This is a genomic window from Stenotrophomonas sp. LGBM10 (assembly GCF_046736075.1).
GTDB lineage: Bacteria > Pseudomonadota > Gammaproteobacteria > Xanthomonadales > Xanthomonadaceae > Stenotrophomonas.
Map to the genome: position 1 here is coordinate 1,918,694 of NZ_CP177163.1, position 19,812 is coordinate 1,938,505.

21 protein-coding genes are annotated in these 19,812 nt (G+C 67.2%); 11 read left to right on the forward strand and 10 right to left on the reverse strand.

Features of this window, described 5'->3' with window-relative positions; genetic code table 11:
- Positions 1–69 precede the first annotated feature (69 nt).
- Both yegS and ACLB90_RS08085 read right to left on the reverse strand, forming a co-directional pair.
- On the reverse strand, positions 70–1,002 hold the full coding sequence (gene yegS / locus ACLB90_RS08080; protein ID WP_313274668.1) for a lipid kinase YegS: 933 nt from the start codon (positions 1,000–1,002) through the stop codon (positions 70–72).
- 131 nt (positions 1,003–1,133) lie between these two features.
- Complete coding sequence (locus ACLB90_RS08085) at positions 1,134–1,592, reverse strand: hypothetical protein (protein WP_411852430.1); 459 nt, start codon at positions 1,590–1,592, stop codon at positions 1,134–1,136.
- A gap of 860 nt (positions 1,593–2,452) precedes the next feature.
- Here ACLB90_RS08085 and ACLB90_RS08090 point away from each other — a divergent pair.
- The gene (locus tag ACLB90_RS08090; RefSeq protein WP_411852431.1) at positions 2,453–3,136 is read left to right on the forward strand and encodes a GAD-like domain-containing protein; all 684 of its coding nucleotides are present in this window, start codon (positions 2,453–2,455) and stop codon (positions 3,134–3,136) included.
- A 265-nt stretch (positions 3,137–3,401) separates the two neighbouring features.
- On the opposite strand, the gene ACLB90_RS08095 is transcribed toward ACLB90_RS08090, so the two are convergent.
- Genes ACLB90_RS08095 through ACLB90_RS08105 form a run of 3 tightly spaced genes read right to left on the reverse strand, consistent with a single transcriptional unit; the run spans position 3,402 to position 4,944 of the window.
- Positions 3,402–3,884: an N-acetyltransferase family protein gene (locus tag ACLB90_RS08095; RefSeq protein ID WP_411852723.1), complete on the reverse strand. Its 483-nt coding sequence runs from the start codon at positions 3,882–3,884 to the stop codon at positions 3,402–3,404.
- Between the two features lie 9 nt (positions 3,885–3,893).
- Positions 3,894–4,571, reverse strand: a complete 678-nt coding sequence (gene rpe, locus ACLB90_RS08100) for a ribulose-phosphate 3-epimerase (RefSeq protein ID WP_136004616.1) — start codon at positions 4,569–4,571, stop codon at positions 3,894–3,896.
- 43 nt (positions 4,572–4,614) lie between these two features.
- Positions 4,615–4,944, reverse strand: a complete 330-nt coding sequence (locus tag ACLB90_RS08105; RefSeq protein ID WP_017354530.1) for a J domain-containing protein — start codon at positions 4,942–4,944, stop codon at positions 4,615–4,617.
- Between the two features lie 143 nt (positions 4,945–5,087).
- Here ACLB90_RS08105 and ACLB90_RS08110 point away from each other — a divergent pair, with 143 nt between their 5' ends.
- The 8 genes from ACLB90_RS08110 (at position 5,088) to ACLB90_RS08145 (ending at position 12,892) form a co-directional block, all read left to right on the forward strand.
- Positions 5,088–6,014, forward strand: coding sequence for a phosphoribosylaminoimidazolesuccinocarboxamide synthase (locus tag ACLB90_RS08110; protein WP_165699812.1), 927 nt, complete (start codon positions 5,088–5,090; stop codon positions 6,012–6,014).
- A gap of 126 nt (positions 6,015–6,140) precedes the next feature.
- Positions 6,141–6,626, forward strand: coding sequence for a DUF962 domain-containing protein (locus ACLB90_RS08115; RefSeq protein ID WP_411852432.1), 486 nt, complete (start codon positions 6,141–6,143; stop codon positions 6,624–6,626).
- Between the two features lie 358 nt (positions 6,627–6,984).
- Positions 6,985–9,813, forward strand: coding sequence for a monovalent cation/H+ antiporter subunit A (locus ACLB90_RS08120; RefSeq protein WP_411852433.1), 2,829 nt, complete (start codon positions 6,985–6,987; stop codon positions 9,811–9,813).
- Positions 9,813–10,202 (forward strand): Na+/H+ antiporter subunit C, encoded by a 390-nt coding sequence (locus ACLB90_RS08125; RefSeq protein ID WP_411852434.1) that lies wholly within the window; start codon positions 9,813–9,815, stop codon positions 10,200–10,202. Before ACLB90_RS08120 ends, ACLB90_RS08125 begins: the two co-directional genes overlap by 1 nt.
- Positions 10,199–11,734, forward strand: a complete 1,536-nt coding sequence (locus ACLB90_RS08130) for a monovalent cation/H+ antiporter subunit D (RefSeq protein WP_411852435.1) — start codon at positions 10,199–10,201, stop codon at positions 11,732–11,734. The genes ACLB90_RS08125 and ACLB90_RS08130 overlap by 4 nt, the downstream gene beginning before the upstream one ends.
- Entirely contained in the window at positions 11,731–12,237 is a 507-nt protein-coding gene (locus ACLB90_RS08135; RefSeq protein WP_411852436.1) for a Na+/H+ antiporter subunit E, read from the forward strand. The genes ACLB90_RS08130 and ACLB90_RS08135 overlap by 4 nt, the downstream gene beginning before the upstream one ends.
- Positions 12,234–12,518, forward strand: coding sequence for a K+/H+ antiporter subunit F (locus tag ACLB90_RS08140; protein ID WP_070472350.1), 285 nt, complete (start codon positions 12,234–12,236; stop codon positions 12,516–12,518). Before ACLB90_RS08135 ends, ACLB90_RS08140 begins: the two co-directional genes overlap by 4 nt.
- Complete coding sequence (locus ACLB90_RS08145; protein ID WP_411852437.1) at positions 12,515–12,892, forward strand: Na+/H+ antiporter subunit G; 378 nt, start codon at positions 12,515–12,517, stop codon at positions 12,890–12,892. The genes ACLB90_RS08140 and ACLB90_RS08145 overlap by 4 nt, the downstream gene beginning before the upstream one ends.
- 36 nt (positions 12,893–12,928) lie before the next feature.
- On the opposite strand, the gene ACLB90_RS08150 is transcribed toward ACLB90_RS08145, so the two are convergent.
- Together ACLB90_RS08150 and ACLB90_RS08155 are read right to left on the reverse strand one after the other, a co-directional pair.
- Positions 12,929–13,885, reverse strand: a complete 957-nt coding sequence (locus ACLB90_RS08150; RefSeq protein WP_411852438.1) for a sodium:calcium antiporter — start codon at positions 13,883–13,885, stop codon at positions 12,929–12,931.
- 51 nt (positions 13,886–13,936) lie between these two features.
- Positions 13,937–14,554: a hypothetical protein gene (locus ACLB90_RS08155; protein ID WP_411852439.1), complete on the reverse strand. Its 618-nt coding sequence runs from the start codon at positions 14,552–14,554 to the stop codon at positions 13,937–13,939.
- A 133-nt stretch (positions 14,555–14,687) separates the two neighbouring features.
- On the opposite strand from ACLB90_RS08155, the gene ACLB90_RS08160 reads away from it, so the two are divergent.
- Positions 14,688–15,239, forward strand: coding sequence for a hypothetical protein (locus ACLB90_RS08160; protein WP_411852440.1), 552 nt, complete (start codon positions 14,688–14,690; stop codon positions 15,237–15,239).
- Between the two features lie 21 nt (positions 15,240–15,260).
- On the opposite strand, the gene hmgA is transcribed toward ACLB90_RS08160, so the two are convergent.
- Both hmgA and hppD read right to left on the reverse strand, forming a co-directional pair.
- On the reverse strand, positions 15,261–16,565 hold the full coding sequence (gene hmgA / locus ACLB90_RS08165; protein ID WP_411852441.1) for a homogentisate 1,2-dioxygenase: 1,305 nt from the start codon (positions 16,563–16,565) through the stop codon (positions 15,261–15,263).
- Between the two features lie 178 nt (positions 16,566–16,743).
- On the reverse strand, positions 16,744–17,814 hold the full coding sequence (hppD, locus tag ACLB90_RS08170; RefSeq protein ID WP_411852724.1) for a 4-hydroxyphenylpyruvate dioxygenase: 1,071 nt from the start codon (positions 17,812–17,814) through the stop codon (positions 16,744–16,746).
- Positions 17,815–17,988: 174 nt separating this feature from the next.
- On the opposite strand from hppD, the gene ACLB90_RS08175 reads away from it, so the two are divergent.
- Positions 17,989–18,480 carry a MarR family winged helix-turn-helix transcriptional regulator gene (locus ACLB90_RS08175; protein ID WP_411852442.1) on the forward strand — a complete coding sequence of 164 codons (492 nt, stop codon included), beginning with the start codon at positions 17,989–17,991 and terminating at the stop codon, positions 18,478–18,480.
- 85 nt (positions 18,481–18,565) lie between these two features.
- Here ACLB90_RS08175 and ACLB90_RS08180 read toward each other — a convergent pair whose 3' ends face one another.
- A complete protein-coding gene (locus ACLB90_RS08180; protein WP_411852443.1) occupies positions 18,566–19,708 on the reverse strand; it encodes a hypothetical protein in 1,143 nt (380 codons plus the stop codon).
- Positions 19,709–19,812: the final 104 nt, after the last annotated feature.

Genomic DNA, 19,812 nt, shown 5'->3' on the forward strand with positions numbered 1-19,812 from the left:
GTCAGAATGGACACGCGGCGACTGTACCGCATTGGCGGCACCGGATGGAACCCGGCGCCGCCACGGGGGTCAGCGCCGCGACAGCAGCGGGCTGTCCAGCGGCAGGTGCAGCCGGACCCGGCCCGGCACGCACTCGATGCGGAAGCGGCGGGCGCGGACCGGCTCGCCATCCAGGTTCAGGGTCAGCGGCTGGGCCGCCTCGATCTCCACCCAGGGGGCCTGGACGCGTTCGGCCACCTGCTCCAGCGCCCCACGCTTGCCGCCCGTGACCAGCGCGGTGAAGGTGGACGCGACTTCGCCGCTGAGCTCGGGAATCAGGGTGAGGTCCAGCAGGCCATCGTCGATGTGCGCGTCCGGACACAGCACCTGCCCGCCGCCGGCCTGGCGACCGTTGCCGACCCCCAGCGCGATGAAGCCCCCTTCCCAGTCGAAGCCGGGCGCGCGGACCCGCGCCTGGATCGGCTCGATGCGGCCCAGCCGCGAAATGCCGGTGACCAGGTACGCCAGGCCGCCCAGCATCTTCTTCAGGCCCTCGTCGGTATCCACGGTGACCTCGGTACCGAAGCCGCCACTGGCCACGTTGGCGCACCACCAGCGCTCGCCGTCGGCGTCGATGCGCAACAGGTCCACCGGGCGCGGCGGCTCATGCTCGATCAGTGCCAGCGCCTGTTCGGGGTCGTCGGGAATCTCCGCCGCAGTGGCGAAGTCATTGGCGGTGCCCAGCGGCACCAGACCCAGCGACGGCAGCGCATCGGCATCCTCGTCCCGGTGCGCCAGCGTTTCGGCCACTTCACTGAGCGTGCCATCGCCGCCGGCGGCAATGATGGTCTCCACGCCATGCGCGATCGCCTCGGCCACATAGCGCTCGGCGTCGCCCTCCTCCCAGGTCACCCGCACCTCCAGCGTGGCCCCGCGCTCACGCAGCGCGTGCACCGCCTCGCGCAGGTCGGTGTTGCCGGTGGACTTGCCGTTGAGGATCAGACGCCATCGTTTGCCACGCATGCAGCACTTCCACGGATCAGGGAGGCGCAGGCTAGCAGTGCGCTGTGTCGGGGGCGGTGAACGCCGCGATCACGCGTGGGAAAGCGGCCCCACGGGGCCGCTTTGCGTCGACCAAACCGGACACCGTCGATTCAGCCGCCGGGATTTTCCGGCGCATCCTCTTTGCCGGCGGTGACGGATTTGTAGTGGTACTCCACCAGTGTCCACGCGCCGTTGTGGAAGGTGTAGCCCCAGGTTTCGGTACTTACTGCCGCGTCCCGGGAGGTAACGGTCATCCCGTCGCCTTGGTTGCCGCCGTTCGGCAGCGGCGTGGACGGACCTGCGCTGGGCGCGCGCGCGACGCTCGATCCGGTCAAGCCTGCTCGTGTCGTGAGCACCTGGACCGTGCCGCGTCTGGACACCGGCGCGTACGCCGGCGAGCGTCCCGCGATCCAGTCGAGCCAGGATGCCGCGTCGACCGATCCCGCCGGATAGGTCGTTTTCGTGGTGATGCTGACAGGGGTGTCCGCGCGTTGCGCCTGTACGCCAACCGGCGCCGTGGCAAGAACCCCTCCAAGTGCCGCAGATACCATCACATTCCAAAGCGTCATGTCGATCTCCTGGGTTGGCAGTGATGCAAGCGGCGGCAGTTCACCGGTCGCATTTTCTTTATAACAGCGCGTCAGGTCATCTTCCGAAGCACGTTGATTGCTTTTCCCGATAGTGCGACCTCGCTGCTGAAATGGCGCAGGGCGCCTTCCTGTCACACGAGTGTCGGCGAACCGTGGCGGGGTCGTGCAGGCGTGCCCCGAGGCGCTGCACCCCGCCTTGCGCAGGACGCTGCATCGTCCGCGCGCAGGGCTCGAACGCGTCATCAAAGCGTCATCGCGCGACCGGAGAATGGAAGGCCATAGCAGGGACGACGGATGGAGGCAGGATCAGCCTCCGATTAATTCCCAAGAACAGTTGCCAGCATTGGCGCTCAGCTTGCAGCAACTGATTCAATACCCCAGCAGCACCCCCAAGGCAGCGGCGTCAATGCGCTCTATTGCGGGTCATGGGTCGGAGTCTCTGTCGCATTGCGTACAGCACAATCCGCCCTAGCTGGCAGCAAAAGCCGCGCCCCGCCTCTTGCCCGCGAAGGACAGGATCACGTCGGTCCAGAAGGGCTGCGAGAGCCCGCGTCCAGGTCAGATGGGTATCGCATGTACGAAAGCATGCCTATACAGCCTGTCAATCCCTGACCTGTCAGAGCGCTTCAACAGTATCCTCAACTACGTGCGCCAGCAAAACCTTGGCGGCGTCCCTTACATGTGAGGTGGAGGGGTGTCGAAGCTTGTCGTTGCGGACACTCTGTTGCTGGGCAAGTCTGTCTGCGCGCCAGCCGTTCCGCTCATTCGTACCAGCTGCTGGCATTGCCTGTGAGCGAAAGAAGCAAGACAAAAATGAATGGCGGACTGGAGCGTTGTAAATGACCCGCATGATTGATGAAGATTTTGAGTATTTCTATCGAAACTCGGGCTTTGGTCCTGCAGTGGATACCCGACCCGCAGGGGAATCTACGCTGACGTTCTATCGCGGGAAGCTACCTGAAAAGCTGCTTGAGTACTGGAAGGCCTATGGCTTTTCCGGCTACGGAGGCGGCTTGTTTTGGATGACTGATCCAAGTGAGTATTCTGAAGTCCTCAATGCCTGGATCTACGGCACGCCGCTGTACGGGACGGACGATTTCCACGTTATCGGTCGGACGGCATTCGGGCGACTGATGGTGTGGGGAACCCGAACGGGCCCGTGCATGACCATCCTGTCGATGACGTCAATGATCTTCCCAAAAGACAATTCGAAGTGGATGAGCCAAGGCAAAGGCGACTTTTTAGCGTCCAGTTGGGTGGAGCGCCTTGATAAGGTCGATCTAGATGAGGAAGACGAAGCTGGAAAACCTCTGTTTGAAAGAGCAGTGAAACAGCTCGGGCACTTGGCTCCCGATGAGATGTATGCCTTCACTCCGGCTTTGAGGGCGGGCGGGCCGTGTCGCCTCGATCATTTGAAGAAGGTCAAGGCCGTCGAACACCTCATGCTCCTAGCCCAACTTGGAGAGCCAGAAATCATGCTGGACATCGTGAAAGAAGCGAAAGACCGTGGTGTTTGGAAGTAGCCCATGCCCGGTCATCCTGGTCGGACTATCATCGGCCTCTAAGCCGCCGTTTAGTGGCGGCGGCCATCCAGATTGAGCTTTCAGCATCCGACTGCGCTCTCAACTTCGCTTGTCTTCGCAAAATCGGCCTCCGCACCGGGCTGTTGACCAGCTGCATATCCACGCGCAGCTTCTGGACTTAGCGCGTCAGCACGCCATCGCTGCCACGTAGCTTCTCGCTCCACTGGAGCCTTGTAGCCAGGGTGCGGTCTTTTTTTGCACGGTGTCAGCCGGCGGCGAATTCCCGCAGCGCATCGCCTTCCATGCGGTACACCGTCCACTCGCTCTGCGGTTTCGCACCGGCGGCTTCATAGAACCTGATCGCCGGCTCATTCCAGTCCAGCACCGACCATTCGAAACGGCCACAGCCTTCGGCGACCGCGATACGCGCGATGTGCTGCAGCAGCGCCTTGCCGGCACCGCTGCCGCGCTGCTGCGGGCTGACGTACAGGTCTTCCAGGTAGATGCCGTTGCGGCCCAGCCAGGTGGAGTAGTTGTAGAAGTACACGGCGTAGCCGATGGCCTCGCCACCGGCCTCGCAGATCAGCGCGTGCGCCTTGGCATCGGCGCCGAACAGGCTGGCGCGGATGCCGGCTTCGTCGGTCTGCACCGACGACTCGGCCTTCTCATAGATCGCCAGCTCGCGGATGAAGCGCAGGATCAGCGCTGCATCGTCGGCGGTGGCCACGCGGATGGTCACAATGGCCACCGGCATGGCTCAGCCCCTGGCCTGGGCGACGTTGTGGCGCATCTGCGCGATCACGTCCTGGTAGCTGGAGGTGGCGTTGAAGATCGCCGAGCCGGCCACGAAGGCATCGGCACCGGCGGCGGCGATCGCGCCGATGTTGTCGGCCTTCACGCCACCGTCGATCTCCAGCCGCACGTCGCGGCCGCTGGCATCGATCTTCTGGCGCACCACGCGCAGCTTGTCCAGCGCCGAGGGAATGAACGCCTGGCCGCCGAAGCCCGGGTTGACCGACATCAGCAGCACCAGGTCCAGGTCGTCCAGCACCCAGTCCAGGATGTCCACCGGGGTGGCCGGGTTGAGCACGATGCCCGGCTTGCAGCCCAGCGAACGGATCAGCTGGATGGTGCGGTGGACGTGGCGGGAGGCTTCCGGGTGGAAGCTGATGTAGGTGGCACCGGCCTCGGCGAAGTCCGGAATGATGCGGTCCACCGGCTCCACCATCAGGTGCACGTCGATCGGCGCAGTGACGCCGTGCTTGCGCAGCGCCTGGCAGACCATCGGGCCGATGGTCAGGTTGGGCACGTAATGGTTGTCCATCACATCGAAATGCACCCAGTCCGCACCGGCGGCGAGCACGTTGTCCACTTCCTCGCCAAGGCGGGCGAAGTTCGCGGACAGGATGGAGGGGGCGATGATGCAGTTGGACATGGCCGGGGCCTTCAGGACGTGGACGGGGAGGCGCCGCGCGGGGTCAGCGCTTGCGCAGGGTCTTGATGCGGTCGTAGGCGGCGTTGAGCAGGCGCGACTTGCGCTCGGCCTGCTGGCGCAGCTCCGGGGCGGCGCCGACGACCTTGTCGGGGTGGTACTGGGAGATCAGCCGGCGGTAGGCCAGATCGACCTCGGCATCGGTCGCCTCGGAGGTCAGCCCCAGCTCCCGGTAGGGGTTCTCCCTGTTCAGGCGGAACCAGTCGGCGTCGAAGGCATGCCCGATCAACAGGCCGACCACGGCCCCGAACAGCGGATTGGGCCTGAAAAGCAGGGCGCCGGCGATGAATCCGAGCAGTTTTCCGTACCAGCGCATGGTCGTGGGGGCGGCCGGGTCGACAAAGGAGCCTCATTTTACGTCACAGCGGGCCCAACCCGCTTTACACTAGGCCGCCCGCTGTCTGTGCGGGCCCTCCGGGTCCCCTGGACAGCTGTCTTGACGAAGCCTCAGGAGTGCCCGTGCCGACCACGTTGTTGCAATCCGATCTCCCCGGCCTGCCCTTGCGCCATCGCGGCAAGGTGCGTGATGTTTTCGACATTCCGCGCGACCGGCTGCCCGCCGGCACTCCGCCGGGGGACTACCTGCTGATGGTCGCTACCGACCGTCTGTCGGCCTTCGACGTGGTGCTGCCCGATCCGATTCCCGGCAAGGGCGAAATGCTCTGCCAGGTGTCGAACTTCTGGTTCGCCAAGACCGCGCACCTGATGCCCAACCACCTGACCGGCATCGACGTGGCCAGCGTGCTGCCCGAGGGCGTTGACCCGGCGCTGTACGCCAAGCGCGCAGTGGTGACCCGCAAGCTGAAGCCGGTGCCGGTGGAAGCGATTGCCCGCGGCTACCTGATCGGCAGCGGCTGGAAGGACTACCAGCGCACCGGCAAGATCAGCGGCATCGATCTGCCCGACGGCCTGCGCCAGGCCGAACAGCTGCCCGAGCCGATTTTCACCCCCTCGACCAAGGCCGCCGTGGGCGACCATGACGAGAACATCGATTTCGATGCGATGGTGAAGGCGGTCGGCGCGGACCTGGCCGAGCGCGTGCGCGACGCCACCCTGCGCATCTACAAGTTCGCCGCCGACTACGCGCGCGAGCGCGGCATCATCCTGGCCGATACCAAGTTCGAGTTCGGGACCGATGCCGATGGCCGTCTCTACATCATGGACGAGATGCTGACGCCGGATTCCTCGCGTTACTGGCCGGCCGACGAGTACGAGGTGGGCACCAGCCCGCCGAGCTACGACAAGCAGTTCGTACGCGATTACCTGGAAACGCTGGACTGGGGCAAGACCGCTCCGGGCCCGAGCATCCCGGCGGAGATCATCGAGCGCACCCGCGCCAAGTACGCCGAGGCGCTGCAGCGCTTGGCGGGTATCTCGGTAGATTGAGACCGGTGGGTGGAGCCGGGCAGAGCCCGGCTCTACCAGCGTCGGCGCACTGTAGAGCCGACTGTTAGTCGGCTGCACTAGGTCAGGGGCAGCGGCGGAGTATCCTGTCTGGACTCCGGAGGCTCAATGTCCACGACGACCCAGCTTGAGCGGCCCATCGACCGCTACTTCGCCAGCTATTCCGACGACCACCGCAACGCGATCAACCAGCGCATCCATGTGATCGCGGTGCCGGCGATCCTGTGGTCTGTGATCGCGCTGCTGTGGTGCCTGCCGCCGTTGATCACCTGGTTCCAGTACGGGATCTGGGCCGGTCTGGCGATGTTCGCCGCGTGGGCCTACTACAACCGTCTGTCACGCCGGCTCGGCTACGGGATGCTCGCCCTGTTCTTCGTCAGCGGCTGCCTGTGCCGGCTGCTGGAAGCCGAAATCGGCCTGCGTGGCCTGTTCTGGCTGGGCCTGGGCGTATTCGCCGTGGCCTGGGTGGCGCAGTTCATCGGCCACAAATTCGAGGGCCGCAAGCCCAGCTTCCTCACCGATCTGGTCTACCTGTTGATCGGCCCGGCCTGGGTGATGGCCAAGCTTTACCGTCGCCTGGACTGGCGCTTCTGAACGCACTTTCCTGAACGAGGCGACATGCTCACCGGCGGTCCACGCGCCGGCGTCCAGCATCCCCATCAGGCCCCCATCCGGGTACGCTGGCGTTCAGCTCCGTGACCGTCCGCCTTCTTCCGCAGGCCCTGCCATTGCTGGCCGGAACCCGCTCGGCGCCCCCTGCGACCGGCCACGTTCGGCAAAGCCGCTCCATCGGTTCCATACGGCCCGCGACGGTCCCGGATGGACCCACTGACGAGGCTGAAAAAATGAATCAGCGCACGTTACATGCAGTTCGATGCGTATTCGGGAGTATCGGCGACAATTGCCTGCCTGTTAGACTGAACGACCTGCTCGTGAATCCCGCATTCCCTGCATGAATCCCAGTCTGCTCCTGCTGCTCGCCCTGCCCTTCCTGATGGCCGTGGCGGTCGCTTCATTCCGACGCACCTCCCGCTCCACGGCCGCCTGGTTGGCCGCGGCCGCTCCATTGGGTGGGTTGGCGCTGCTGGCCACCATGACCCCCGACATCCTGGGCGGCGGGGTCGTCCGCAGTTTCGGGCAGTGGCTGCCGCAGATCGGGCTGGCATTCTCGCTGCGGCTGGACGGCCTGGCGTGGATGTTTGCCGGGCTGGTCCTGGCCATCGGCGCGCTGGTGGTGATGTACGCCCACTACTACCTCAGCGCCCGCGACAGCGCCCACCGCTTCTACTGCTACCTGCTGCTGTTCATGGGCGCCATGCTGGGCATGGTGCTGTCGGGCAACCTGCTGCTGCTGATGGTGTTCTGGGAAATGACCAGCATCAGCTCGTTCCTGCTGATCGGCTTCTGGTCGCACCGCCAGGATGCCCGCGAGGGCGCGCGGATGGCGCTGGTGGTGACCGGCGGCGGCGGCCTGGCCCTGCTCGGCGGTGTGCTGCTGATCGGCCGCATCGTGGGCAGCTTCGAGCTGGATGCGGTGCTGGCCGCCGGCGATGCGATCCGCGCCAGTGCGCTTTACCCGTACGCCCTGTTCCTGGTGCTGGCCGGCATCTTCACCAAGAGCGCGCAGTTCCCGTTCCACTTCTGGCTGCCGCACGCGATGGCCGCACCGACGCCGGTGTCGGCCTACCTGCACTCGGCCACGATGGTCAAAGCCGGCGTGTTCCTGCTGGCACGGCTGCACCCGGCCCTGTCCGGCACCGACCTGTTCTTCTATACGGTCAGCGGCATCGGCGCGATCACCCTGCTGATCGGCGCGTGGAATGCGATCTTCCAGCACGACCTGAAGGGCCTGCTGGCCTACTCGACGATCTCCCACCTGGGCCTGATCACGATGCTGTTCGGGCTTTCCGCCCCGATGGCGGTGGTCGCCGGCGTGTTCCACATCCTCAACCACGCCACCTTCAAGGCCTCGCTGTTCATGGCTGCCGGCATCATCGACCACGAAACCGGCACGCGCGACATGCGCAAGCTCGGTGGGCTGCGTCGCCTGATGCCCTTCACCAGCGCGCTGGCGATCATCGCCTCGCTGGCGATGGCCGGCATTCCGCTGCTCAACGGCTTCCTGTCCAAGGAAATGCTGTTCGCCGAAGCGCTGACCACGGAGGGGCCGGAAGCGATGCGCATCGCCATGTCGGTCGCCGCCCTGCTGGCCGGCGTGTTCGGCGTGGCCTACAGCCTGCGCTTCGTGCACGACACCTTCTTCGGCAAGGGCCCGCACGATCTGGACCGCGTGCCGCACGAGCCGCCGCGCTGGATGAAGGTGCCGGTGGAGATTCTGGTGGTGGTGTGTGTGGCGGTCGGCGTCGCCCCCGCCATCACCATCGCACCGGTGCTGCATGCCGCCGCCTCGTCCATCCTCGGCCCGGCGATGCCGGCTTACAGCCTGTCGGTATGGCACGGCTTCAATCTGCCGCTGGCGATGAGCGCGGTTGGCGTGCTGGGCGGCATCGCCCTGTATTTCGGCCTGCGCCGCCTGATCAATCTGCATGCGGTGGTCACCCGCGCCACCGGCCGCAATCTGTTCCACAAACAGCTGGACCTGGTGTTCGGCTTCGCCCATCGGCTGACCCAGGCACTGGCCAACGGCAGCCTGCAGCGCATGCTGCTGGGGCTGGTGGTGGTGGCGATCATCGTCGCGGCGGCCCCGTTCGTGGCCACGCCGGTCTCGCCCAACTGGCCCTCGCCGCAGCCGCTGCCGCTGCTCGGCTGGGGGTTGTGGCTGGTGATGATGGCCTGCGCGTTCGGCGCGTTGTCCAAGTACCGCCAGCGCCTGCTGGCGGTGCTGCTGCTGGGTGGCGTGGGCCTGATCGTGTCGCTCACCTTCGTGTTCCTGTCCGCTCCGGACCTGGCGCTCACCCAGCTGCTGGTGGAGATGGTCACGCTGGTGCTGATGCTGTTGGGCATGAACTACCTGCCGGTGCAGTCGCCCCGCGAACGCTCGCGCTGGCGCAAGGGACGCGACGTGCTGATCGCGGTACTCGGCGGTGGCGGCCTGGCGGCGCTGGCCTATACGGCGATGACCCTGCCCCCCAATACGATGGCCGGCGAGATGCTGGCCCGTGCCCTGCCCGAGGCGTATGGCCAGAACGTGGTCAACGTGATCCTGGTGGACTTCCGCGGGTTCGATACCTTCGGCGAGATCACCGTGTTCGGCATCGCCGCGCTGGTCGTGCACGCCATGCTGCGGCGTTCGCGGATGGCCCCGGAGCAGATCATGCCCGGGCCGCCGATCAAGCTGCCGGTCCCGGCCGACCTGGCCCAGATCATGTTCCCGCTGACCCTGACCGTGTCGATCTTCCTGTTCCTGCGCGGCCACAACGCGCCGGGCGGGGGCTTCATCGCCGGCCTGGTGCTGGCCGTGCCGCTGGTGATCCAGTACGTGATCCAGGGCACCGCATCGGTGGAATCGCGCTTCGGCTTCGACTACATCCGCTGCATCGGTGCCGGCCTGCTGATCGCCATCGTCAGCGGCAGCGCGTCGATGCTGTTCGGCGTGCCGTTCCTGACCAGCGGCCACCTGGACCTGCACATCCCGCTCATCGGCGAGGTACCGCTGGCCAGCGCGATCGGGTTCGATACCGGCGTGTACCTGGTGGTGTTCGGCGGGGCGATGCTGATGCTGTCGATGATGGGCACCATCAAGCCGTCGCGTACCCGTACGGCCCGCAAGGGCGAGATCGATCCCAACCGTCGTTCGGCAAAGACCGGGGAGATGCACTGATGGAACTGGCCCTGGCAAGCGCGATCGGTGTGTTGGCCGCGATCGGCATCTACCTGCTGCTGCGCGCGCGCAGCTTCGACGTCATTCTCGGCATGACCTTCCTCTCCTACGCCACCAACCTGCTGATCTTCGCCGGCGGCCGCCTGGTCACGGGCAAGGCACCGGTGCTGCGCGAGGGCATCGACAGCGATCTGGGCAACTACACCGATCCATTGCCGCAGGCGCTGGTGTTGACCGCGATCGTGATCGCGTTCGCGATGACGGCGGTGACCATCGTGCTGGCCATGCGCAGCCGCAGCGACAACCACAGCGACCACGTCGACGCGCACGAAGAAGAGTCCGATACCGCGCCTGCCGACACCGCGCCGGGCCGGGAGGGCGGCGCATGAACCATGCGGTGATCCTGCCCATCCTGATCCCGTTGTTCGGCGCCGCCTGTTCGCTGTTCGTGGAGCACCGCCGCTATGGCCCCAAGGTGCAGCGCAGCGTGGCGTGGACCACGCTGACCGCACTGGCAGCGGCGGTCGCGCTGCTGTTCGCGCAGACCGCCGATGGCAGCATCGCGGTGTACCTGCTCGGCGACTGGCCCTCGCGGCTGGGCATCGCGCTGGTCGCCGACCGCCTGTCGGCATGGATGCTGGTCACCACGCTGCTGCTGGCCATTCCCTGCCTGCTGCACGCCTGCTCGGGCTGGGACCGTCGCGCGCCGCATTTCCACGCGCTGTTCCAGTTCCAGCTGGTGGGCCTCAACGGCGCATTCCTGACCGGCGACATCTTCAATCTGTTCGTCTTCTTCGAGGTGATGCTGATCGCCTCGTACGGCCTGCTGCTCAGTGGCGGGCGCGGCCTGCGCATGCGTATCGGCCTGCATTACGTGGTGTTCAACGTCACCGCCTCGACGCTGTTCCTGATCGCGCTGGGCCTGCTGTACGCCTCGCTGGGCTCGCTCAACATGGCCGAACTGTCCCAGCGTATCGCCGAGGTGCCGCCCACCCACCTGCTGCTGGTGAAGGCCACGATGGGCCTGCTGCTGCTGGTGTTCTGCAGCAAGGCCGCGCTGATGCCGCTGTACCTGTGGCTGCCCGAAGCCTATGCGCGCGCGCCGGCTGCGGTGGCAGCGCTGTTTGCGATCATGACCAAGGTGGGTCTGTATGCGGTGCTGCGGGTGAGCACGCTGTGGTTCGGCGACGATGCCGGCGCGATGGCCGGCTACGGCAGCGACTGGCTGCTGTGGGCCGGCGTGGCCACGCTGGTGCTCGGCGGCCTGGGCGTGCTGGCGGCCGCGCGGCTGCGCGTGTTGATCTCCTACCTGGTGGTGGTGTCGGCGGCCACGTTGTTCATCGCCTTCGCCGTGCGTACCCCGCAGGTCCTGTCGGCCGGCTTGTACTACCTGCCGCACAGCACCTTCGTCGCTGCGGCGCTGTTTCTGGTGGCGGACCTGATCCGGCGCCGGCGCGGCGGTGCCAGCGACCGCAAGGAAATCATCGCGCCCATGCCGGGCAAGCAGACCCCTGCGGTGCTGTTCCTGATCGGCGCGGTGGCCGTGGCCGGCCTGCCGCCGCTGTCCGGCTTCCTGGCCAAGGCCGCGCTGCTGGCCGGCATGCCCCCCGCCTACACCGGCGTGGTGTGGACGGCCGTGCTGGGCAGCAGCCTGATGGTGATCGTCGGCCTGACCCGCGCCGGCATCCGCCTGTTCTGGCGTGTGCCGGTGGCCGAGGACGGCGCGCCGCCCACGCGCAAGGCGCCAACCCGTACCGTCGAACTCATCGCCGCAGCGCTGCTGCTGAGCTACGGCATCGCGATGAGCCTGTTCGCCGGCCCGCTGATGCAGCACACCGACGCGATGGCGACCCAGCTGCTGCAGCCGCAGGACTATGTGAACGGCCTGCGCGCCACCCCGCCGGAGATCCGCCAGCCATGAGCGCCCGTCCTTCGCTGTACAAGCGCGTTCTGCCCTCGCCTTCGCTGAGCGTGATGGTGGTGGCGTTCTGGCTGCTGATGTCCGACAGCTTCACCGTCGGTCAGTTCGTGCTCGGCATGTTCCTGGGCCTGGTGGTGCCGCTGTTCGCGGCGCGGCTGGACCGCGAGTTCGCCCGCATCGGTTCGCTGCGGCCGCTGCCCAAGCTGGTGGTGGTGACCTTGTGGGACATCCTGGTCTCCAACATCCGGGTCGCTATCCAGGTGCTGGGGCCGGAGCGCCGCATCCACCCCGGCTTCATCTGGCTGCCGTTGGACATCGCCAACATCCACGGTATCGCCGCGCTGACCAGCATGATCACGCTGACCCCGGGCACCGTGTCGGCCGCGCTGTCGGACGACCGCCGCTACCTGCTGGTGCACGTGCTGCATCTGGACGACCCGGACGAGCTGATCCGGCAGATCAAGACCCGCTACGAAGCCCCGCTGATGGAGATTTTCCCATGACCGGATACATGTTCATCCAGACCACGATGGTGGTGTGCATGCACGTGGTCGGCCTGGCCATGCTGCTGGCCACCTGGCGCCTGCTGCGCGGCCCCACCGTGCCCGACCGCATCCTCGCGCTGGACACCCTGTCGGTAACGGCGATCGCCGAGCTGATGCTGTTCGGCATGTACCTCAACTCGGCGGTGTACTTCGAAGCGGCGCTGATCATCGCCATGCTCGGGTTCGGCAGCACCGTGGTGCTGAGCAAGTTCGTGCTGCGCCGGGACATCGTCGAATGATCACCTTCATCCAGATCGTGCTGTCGATCCTGCTGCTGTTCGGCTGCTTCTTCATCCTGGTCGGCGCGCTGGGCCTGGTGAAGCTGTCGAGCTTCTTCAAGCGTCTGCATGCGCCGACCAAGGCCAGCACGCTGGGCGTGGGCTGCGTGCTGGTGGGTTCGGTGTGCTACCACATCTTCCTCGGCGAAGACCCGCAGCCGCGCGAGCTGCTGATCACCGTGTTCCTGTTCATCACCGCACCAATCAGCGCGCACATGATGGCCAAGGCCGCGTTGTCGCTGATGATGGAAAAGCGCCCTACCCTGCCGGGCGATGAAACGGCCAAGGAAGAAGCGCTGCCGCCGCCGGAACCGCGCCGCGACGAGAACGCCTGACGCGCTGCCGCCGGCGCTGCAACGGCCCGCGGCGGGCTAGCCGGCCGTGGCCAGCGCCAGCTCCAGCGCAACCCAGCCCAGGAACGCCACCAGCAGCACGCCGCCTTCGCGGCGGCTGATGGTCAGGTCGCCGCGCAGCATCGGGTACAGCACCAGCACGAAGGCGATCGCCGCCGGCAGCTCCAGCTTCACGAATGACTCTGGCAATGCCAGCGGCCGCAGCGCGGCCATGCCGCCCACCACCACCAGCAGGTTGAACAGGCTCGAGCCGATGACGTGGCCCAGCACCATGTCGCCCTGCCCGCGCCGTGCGGCGGCGATGGCGGCGGCCACTTCCGGCAGTGCGGTGCCGATGGCGACGGGCAGCAGGCCGACCAGCAACGGCGACCAGCCCAGGCCCGCGCCGAACACCGGTGCGGCCTGCACGATCCAGCGCGCGCCGTAGTACAGGCACACCGCCGCGAACACTACGCGCAGCACGTTGAGAAACAGGCCGGTGCGGGTCATGGCGTAACCGGCGATGGCCTCGCGCACCGGCTCGGACTCCTGCCGCGCGCGGCGCAGCACGAACACCAGCACCGCCACGAAGCCCAGCAGCAGCAGCGCGCCCTCCCAGCGGGCGATCACGCCATCCAGCCCGAACACGATCAGGGCCAGGCTGGAGACCGCCAGCAGCACCAGCAGCGGCGAGAGCAGCCGTGCACGCACCAGCAGCGGCGCCGCGAGGGCGGCCATGCCCAGGGTCAGGCCGACGTTGACGATGTTGCTGCCTACCGCATTGCCCAGTGCCAGCGCCTCGGCACCGACCACGAACGCGCGTGCGTTGACCACCAGTTCGGGCAGCGAGGTGCCGAAGGCGACCAGCAGCAACCCGGCCACGAATGGCGACGCGCCGAAGCGCTGGGCCAGCCCCGAGGCCGCCTTGACGATCGAATCACCGCCCAGTGCGAGCAGCACCAGACCCAGTACGAACCATGTGGCGGCAGCGATCATCGGTGAGTTCCCGGGTGGCAGGCGTGGGCCGATTCTAGAGCCACGGCGGGCTTACAGGCAGCCCTCGACGTAATCCACCTGCGGCGGCAGCCCCACCCGCCAGTCCGTGACGATGCCATTGCGGTCGATTTCGAAGTTGACCAGCGCGCCGCCCTCGGTGGCCGGGCGCACGCGCAGGTTGTGGCCCTGCTCGTCGTACTTGTGCGGGGTGACGTCGCCGCGGTCCGGGTAGAGGGTCTGCAGCTCACCCAGCGACATCCCGACCTTGCCGCCACCCGGGGCGACGATGCGATCGTTGTGCACGTCGTAGCGGACCAGGCGCCGGCTCTCGATCATGAACACCACGTCGTCGGCCTGTGCGCCCTGTGGCCGCAGCGAGTGGCAGTAATCATCCGGGACCGCGCCGTCCAGGGGCTCCTTCCAGGCCGCGCGCACCTGGTCCAGGGTGCTGTCCAGGCTGACCGGGCCATAGCCGTCCAGGCGCGCCGGCCCGGTTGCAGCGGCAGCGGCGGGGGCCGGCACGGCCGCCGTTGCAGCGGTGGGAGTGGTGGGAGTGGTGGGGCTCGCCCCCGCCGCACCGCCAGCCTCGGGGGTGGAATCCGCGGTTCGCCCGCAGGCCCCCACGGCGAGTACCAGGCCCAGGGCCAGAACGCTTCCCAGCTGCTTCATGCGGTGTCCTCCAGTCGATGTCGGGCAGCCTAGCGCGATCGCCGTGCAGTGGCTGCATGCGCGGCGAAGGGCTGTCATCGCCGTTTCACCTGCCGCGTTCAGGCTCGGCCTGCACCGCATCGACCCCACGCCCATGCAACCGCGCAAGACCGACCTCGCCCGCACCGCCCTGCAGGCCCACCGTGCGCCCCTGGACATGCGCCAGCGCCGCCTGCTGATCCTGTGCGACGGCCAGCGCGACCTGCCGCAGCTGACCGCCCTGGTGGGCGCGGAAGCGTCGGCGATGGTGATCGAGCTGATCCAAGCCGGCTATCTGGTCTCCGCGCCCGCGGTGGCCACGCCGGCGTCGTCGCCGACCGCGCCCGCTCCGGTCGCCGCCGCGCCGGTAAGTACCGGGGTGGCAGCCCCCGTCGAGCGCCGGCGCTCGCTGGTGGCCGCGCGCATCTACCTGCTCGGCATTCTGGAACTGCAGCGCCATCCCCGCGCCGCGGCGCTGTTCCACGCGCTGCAGCAGGTGCGCAGCGATGCGGACGTGATCACCGGCCTGCACACCGCGCTGGAGGCCCTGCCGGCACTGACCTCGCCCGGCTATGCCGAACGGGTGCGGCAGCGCCTGCTGGAGGTATTGCCGGAGGCGCACGCGGCCGGATTCGCGCCCAGCATGGCGGGCGCGGTGCCGGTCTGAGGCAGCCGTGACCGGCCTCGGCTACTCGCGGGGGAAGTTTGCCTTCAACCCCTGCCAGCAGTGCTGGTAGTCGCGCTGCCGGTGCGCAGCGTCCATCGCCTGCGCGGTGGGGCGGATCACCCCACGGGTCTCGAACATGAAGGCCATCGTGTCCTTGATGACGTCCGGCCGGCTCAGGTCCGCTGCCGATGCCTTGTCGAAGGTGGCCGCATCCGGGCCGTGGCCGCTCATGCAGTTGTGCAGCGATGCGCCGCCGGGCACGAAGCCTTCGGCCTTGGCGTCGTAGGCGCCGTGGATCAGGCCCATGAACTCGCTGGCGATGTTGCGGTGGAACCACGGCGGGCGGAAGGTGTCCTGGGCCACCAGCCAGCGCGGCGGGAAGATCGCGAAGTCCATGTTGCTGGTCCCGGGCGTATCGCTGGGCGAATGCAGCACCAGGAAGATCGAGGGGTCCGGATGGTCGTGGCTGATCGAGCCGATCGTGTTGAAGCGGCGCAGGTCGTAGCGGTACGGCGCGTAGTTGCCGTGCCAGGCGACCACGTCCAGCGGCGAATGATCGATGTCCGCGCGCCACAGCTGGCCACCGAACTTGGCGATCAGCTCGAACGCGCCGTCCAGGTCTTCGAAGGCGGCGTGCGGGGTTTCAAAATCGCGCGGGTTGGCCAGGCCGTTGGAACCGATCGGCCCCAGGTCGGGCAGCTTCAACAGCGCGCCGAAGTTCTCACAGATGTAGCCGCGTGCCTGGCCATCGGGCAGCTCGACCCGGAAGCGCACGCCGCGCGGCATCACCGCGATCTGCTGCGGCTCGATCTCGATCACGCCGAACTCGGTGAGCAGGCGCAGGCGGCCGAGCTGCGGCACGATCAGCAGCTCGCCGTCGGCGTTGTAGAAATAGCGCCCCTGCATGTCGGCGTTGGCCGCATACAGGTGGATGCCCACCCCGTGGTGCGCATCCGGTGCGCCGTTGCCGCCCATCGTGTACAGGCCATCGACGAAGTCGGTCGGCGTGGTGGGCAGCGGCAGCGGATTCCAGCGCAGCTGGTTGGGTGAGACCGCGCCGTGGGCGAAGTCGCTGTGCAGGTGCGGCTGCGCATACGCGGTGAACTCGCCGTGGGTGACCGCCGGGCGGATCCGGTAGACCCAGCTGCGGCGGTTGCTGCCACGCGGCGCGGTGAAGGCGGTGCCGGACAGCTGCTCGGCATACAGGCCGTGCGCTACCCGCTGCGGTGAATTGCGCCCGACCGGCAATGCGCCGGGTACCGCTTCGGTGGCAAATTCGTTGCCGAAGCCGGTCTGGTAACCCCGTGATGCGAGGGAGGTGGGCATGGTCGGGCTCTCATGGTGCCGGGCGGCTCCCGGCGTTGTGTTCATTCGTGCACGTCAGCAGATGGCCGCGCTTCGACGCGTTCAGCTGCCCGGCGTGTCCCTGCTACGGCGCTGCGAAGGTGGGGCGGCCAGGCCGCCCCACTCCACGTTACAGCACGCCGCCTTACAGCACGCGGCCTTACAGCACGCCGCGCTTCATCTGATCGCGCTCGATGCTCTCGAACAGCGCGGTGAAGTTGCCTTCGCCGAAGCCTTCGTTGCCCTTGCGCTGGATGATCTCGAAGAAGATCGGGCCGATGCAGTTGGTGGTGAAGATCTGCAGCAGTTTGCGCTGCTTGGTCTCCGGGTCGGCGTCGATCAGGATCTTGTTCTTCGCCAGACGCGCTACGTCTTCGCCGTGGCCGGGCACGCGCATGTCGATCACGTCGAAGTAGGTCTCCGGCGTATCCAGGAACTCCACGCCCTGCGCACGCATCGCCTCGACGGTGTCGTAGATGTTCTCGGTGAAACAGGCGATGTGCTGGATGCCTTCGCCCTTGTAGGCGTCCAGATACTCGTTGATCTGGCTCTTCGGATCGGACGATTCGTTGAGCGGAATGCGCACGATGCCGTCCGGCGCGGTCATCGCCTTGGACACCAGGCCGGTCTTGAGGCCCTTGATGTCGAAGTAGCGGATCTCGCGGAAGTTGAACAGGCGCTCGTAGTAGTCCGACCACTGCTGCATGTTGCCGAAGTACAGGTTGTGGGTCAGATGGTCGATGAAGGTCAGGCCAAACCCGACCGGGCGCTGTTCGGCACCGTCGATCGGCGCGTAGTCGGTGTCGAACATGCTGCCGTTGGCGCCGTAGCGGTCCACCAGGTACAGCATGCAGTCGCCGATGCCCTTGATCACCGGCGCCGGCACGGCCTTGGACTCCGGCTTGAAGTCGATCGCCTCGGCACCGTTGCCGAGCGCCATCTGGAACACCTCGTCGCCCGGCTTCTGGAAGCGGATGGCGAAGCCGCAGGCGCATGGGCCGTGCTTCTCGGCGAAGTCGGCGGCGAACGAATCCGGCTCTTCGTTGACCAGGAAATTGACGTCGCCCTGGCGGTACACGGTGATCGCACGCTGCTTGTGGCGCAGCACGGCGCTGAAGCCCATCTTGCGGAAATAGTCGTGCAGTTCAGCGCCACGGCCGGCCGGCGCGGCGAATTCGACGAACTCGAAACCGTCGATGCCCATCGGGTTTTCGAAGGTGGTGACCTGCATGCCCGGGTTCGGGGCGTGGGACGCGGTGCTCAGTTGGCTGCTCATGATGTGGCTCCAAAGCAAGTCCGCATCGGAAAAAACCAGGTGCGGGAGGAAGGCAGACCCGCGAGAATGCGGAGTCCGGACTGAAGGTTTATAGTTTCACATGAAACCACCATCAAGGTGCACCGCAGCATGAGCCCGCCCGATCCCACCAGCCACAGCATCCGCGCCTCGCACGCCCTGCTCGATCTGGAGCAGTTCCTGCCGTACCGGCTCAGCGTGTTGTCCAACCGGGTCAGCGGCAATATCGCCAAGCTGTACGGGGACCGTTATGGCCTGGCGATCCCGGAATGGCGGGTCATCACCATCCTGGCCCTGTACCCGGGTTCGTCGGCGAGCGAGGTGTCCGATCGCACCGCGATGGACAAGGTGGCCGTCAGCCGCGCCGTGGCCAGACTGCTCGAACGGGGCTTCATCAAGCGTGAAACCCACGGCGACGACCGCCGCCGCTCGGTGCTGGCGCTGTCGGCGGCCGGGTTCGAGGTCTACGAGACCATCGCCCCGCTGGTGATCGAAATCACCCGCAAGCTGATGTCCGTGCTCAGCGAGGAGGAGGAGCAGATGCTGGAAACGCTGATCCTGCGCCTGGCCGGGGAAGGCCTGCAGCGGATGGACGAGGCGTAGAGCCGGGCTCTGCCCGGCTGCATGACGGTCAGCCAGGCTCTGCCCGGCTGCATCATGACGGTCAGCCGGGCAGCGCCCGGCTCTGCTAGCTCAGGTGCTTGCGCCGCGCGTGTACCCACGGGGCGGCCAGCGCGCCGATGGCGCCGCCGGCGAAGCCGAGTGAGGCGGCGACCGCTGCCGCTTCGATCGCGCCGGGAAGCGCCAGGGCGGCAACCACCAGCAGCAGCGACGGCAGGCCGATGAAAGTGGCCATGAAGTAGCGCCAGCGCGGCGCCCAGGTGCCCACCTGCAGCAGGCTGACCGGCATCCAGGTCTCTGCCGAGGCATCCTGCGCGACCTTGGCCGCGACCTTGCCCAGATCCACTTCGACCGGCCCCTTGCCGGTCCGCGCGGTGGCCAGCATCTGCGCCACTTCGTCCACCGGCGGGAAGGAGGACGGCCAGGCGGCGGGCGCAGCCACCCCGTAGGCGGTCAGCAGCGGCACGCTGATCCACGGCGCCAGCAGCGGCCGCAGCTTGCGCCGGTCCAGCACGCACCAGATCTGGCTGACGCCGTGGGCAGTCACGCCGTACAGCGCCATCTGCCCCGGCTCGGGGTAGGCCAGCATGCTGACCCGTGCGGCCATGCTGTCGTACCCCATCTGGCGCAGGAAGCCCGGCCGGGTGCGTCCTTCATGTGTCCACGCCAGGCCCAGCGCGCCGACCAGGTAGGCCTCGGCCGGGTCCTTCACGCCGGCGCTGGCGCGGTCGTCGCTGGCCAGGAAGAAGGCCAGCGATTTGGGCTCGGCCACGTCGTCGCGGTCCCAGCGCCCGGCATCGCCCAGCACGTGCTTGAGCGGCAGGCGCGCCGGCGCGGTCTCGGCCTTGGCCGTGTTGTGCAGGAACGGCAGCACCGAGAGCACGAAGCCCTGCAGGTCCACCGCGCGCAGCCCGGTGCCGAGCCACTCGGCCGGCAGCAGCCCGGCCAGCGCCGGGTTGCGGGCCAGCACGTCGAGCTGGGCCTTCTGCTCCACCAGCTTCTGTACGGCTGCCCGGAGCAGCACGTTGTCGGGCACCGCGACCAGCGGCAGGCGGTAGCGGATCGCGCCGGGCGCGGGCGTATCGGCGTCCGCCTCCGGGGTCTCCAGTGCGCCGTGGTCGTCGAGCAGGACATCAACCGGCGGCAGGCTCACGCCGGCCGGTCCGTCGAGGGAGATATCGGAAGTGCTGTCGCTGGTGCCCGGCTGCATGCGTTTCAATCCATTGGGTGCGCGCCACGAACTGCGCGGCATGAGGTCCTTGGAGGTAACGGCAGCCCGGCTGAAACCTGTAGTGCCGGCGGCAGATGGTGTAC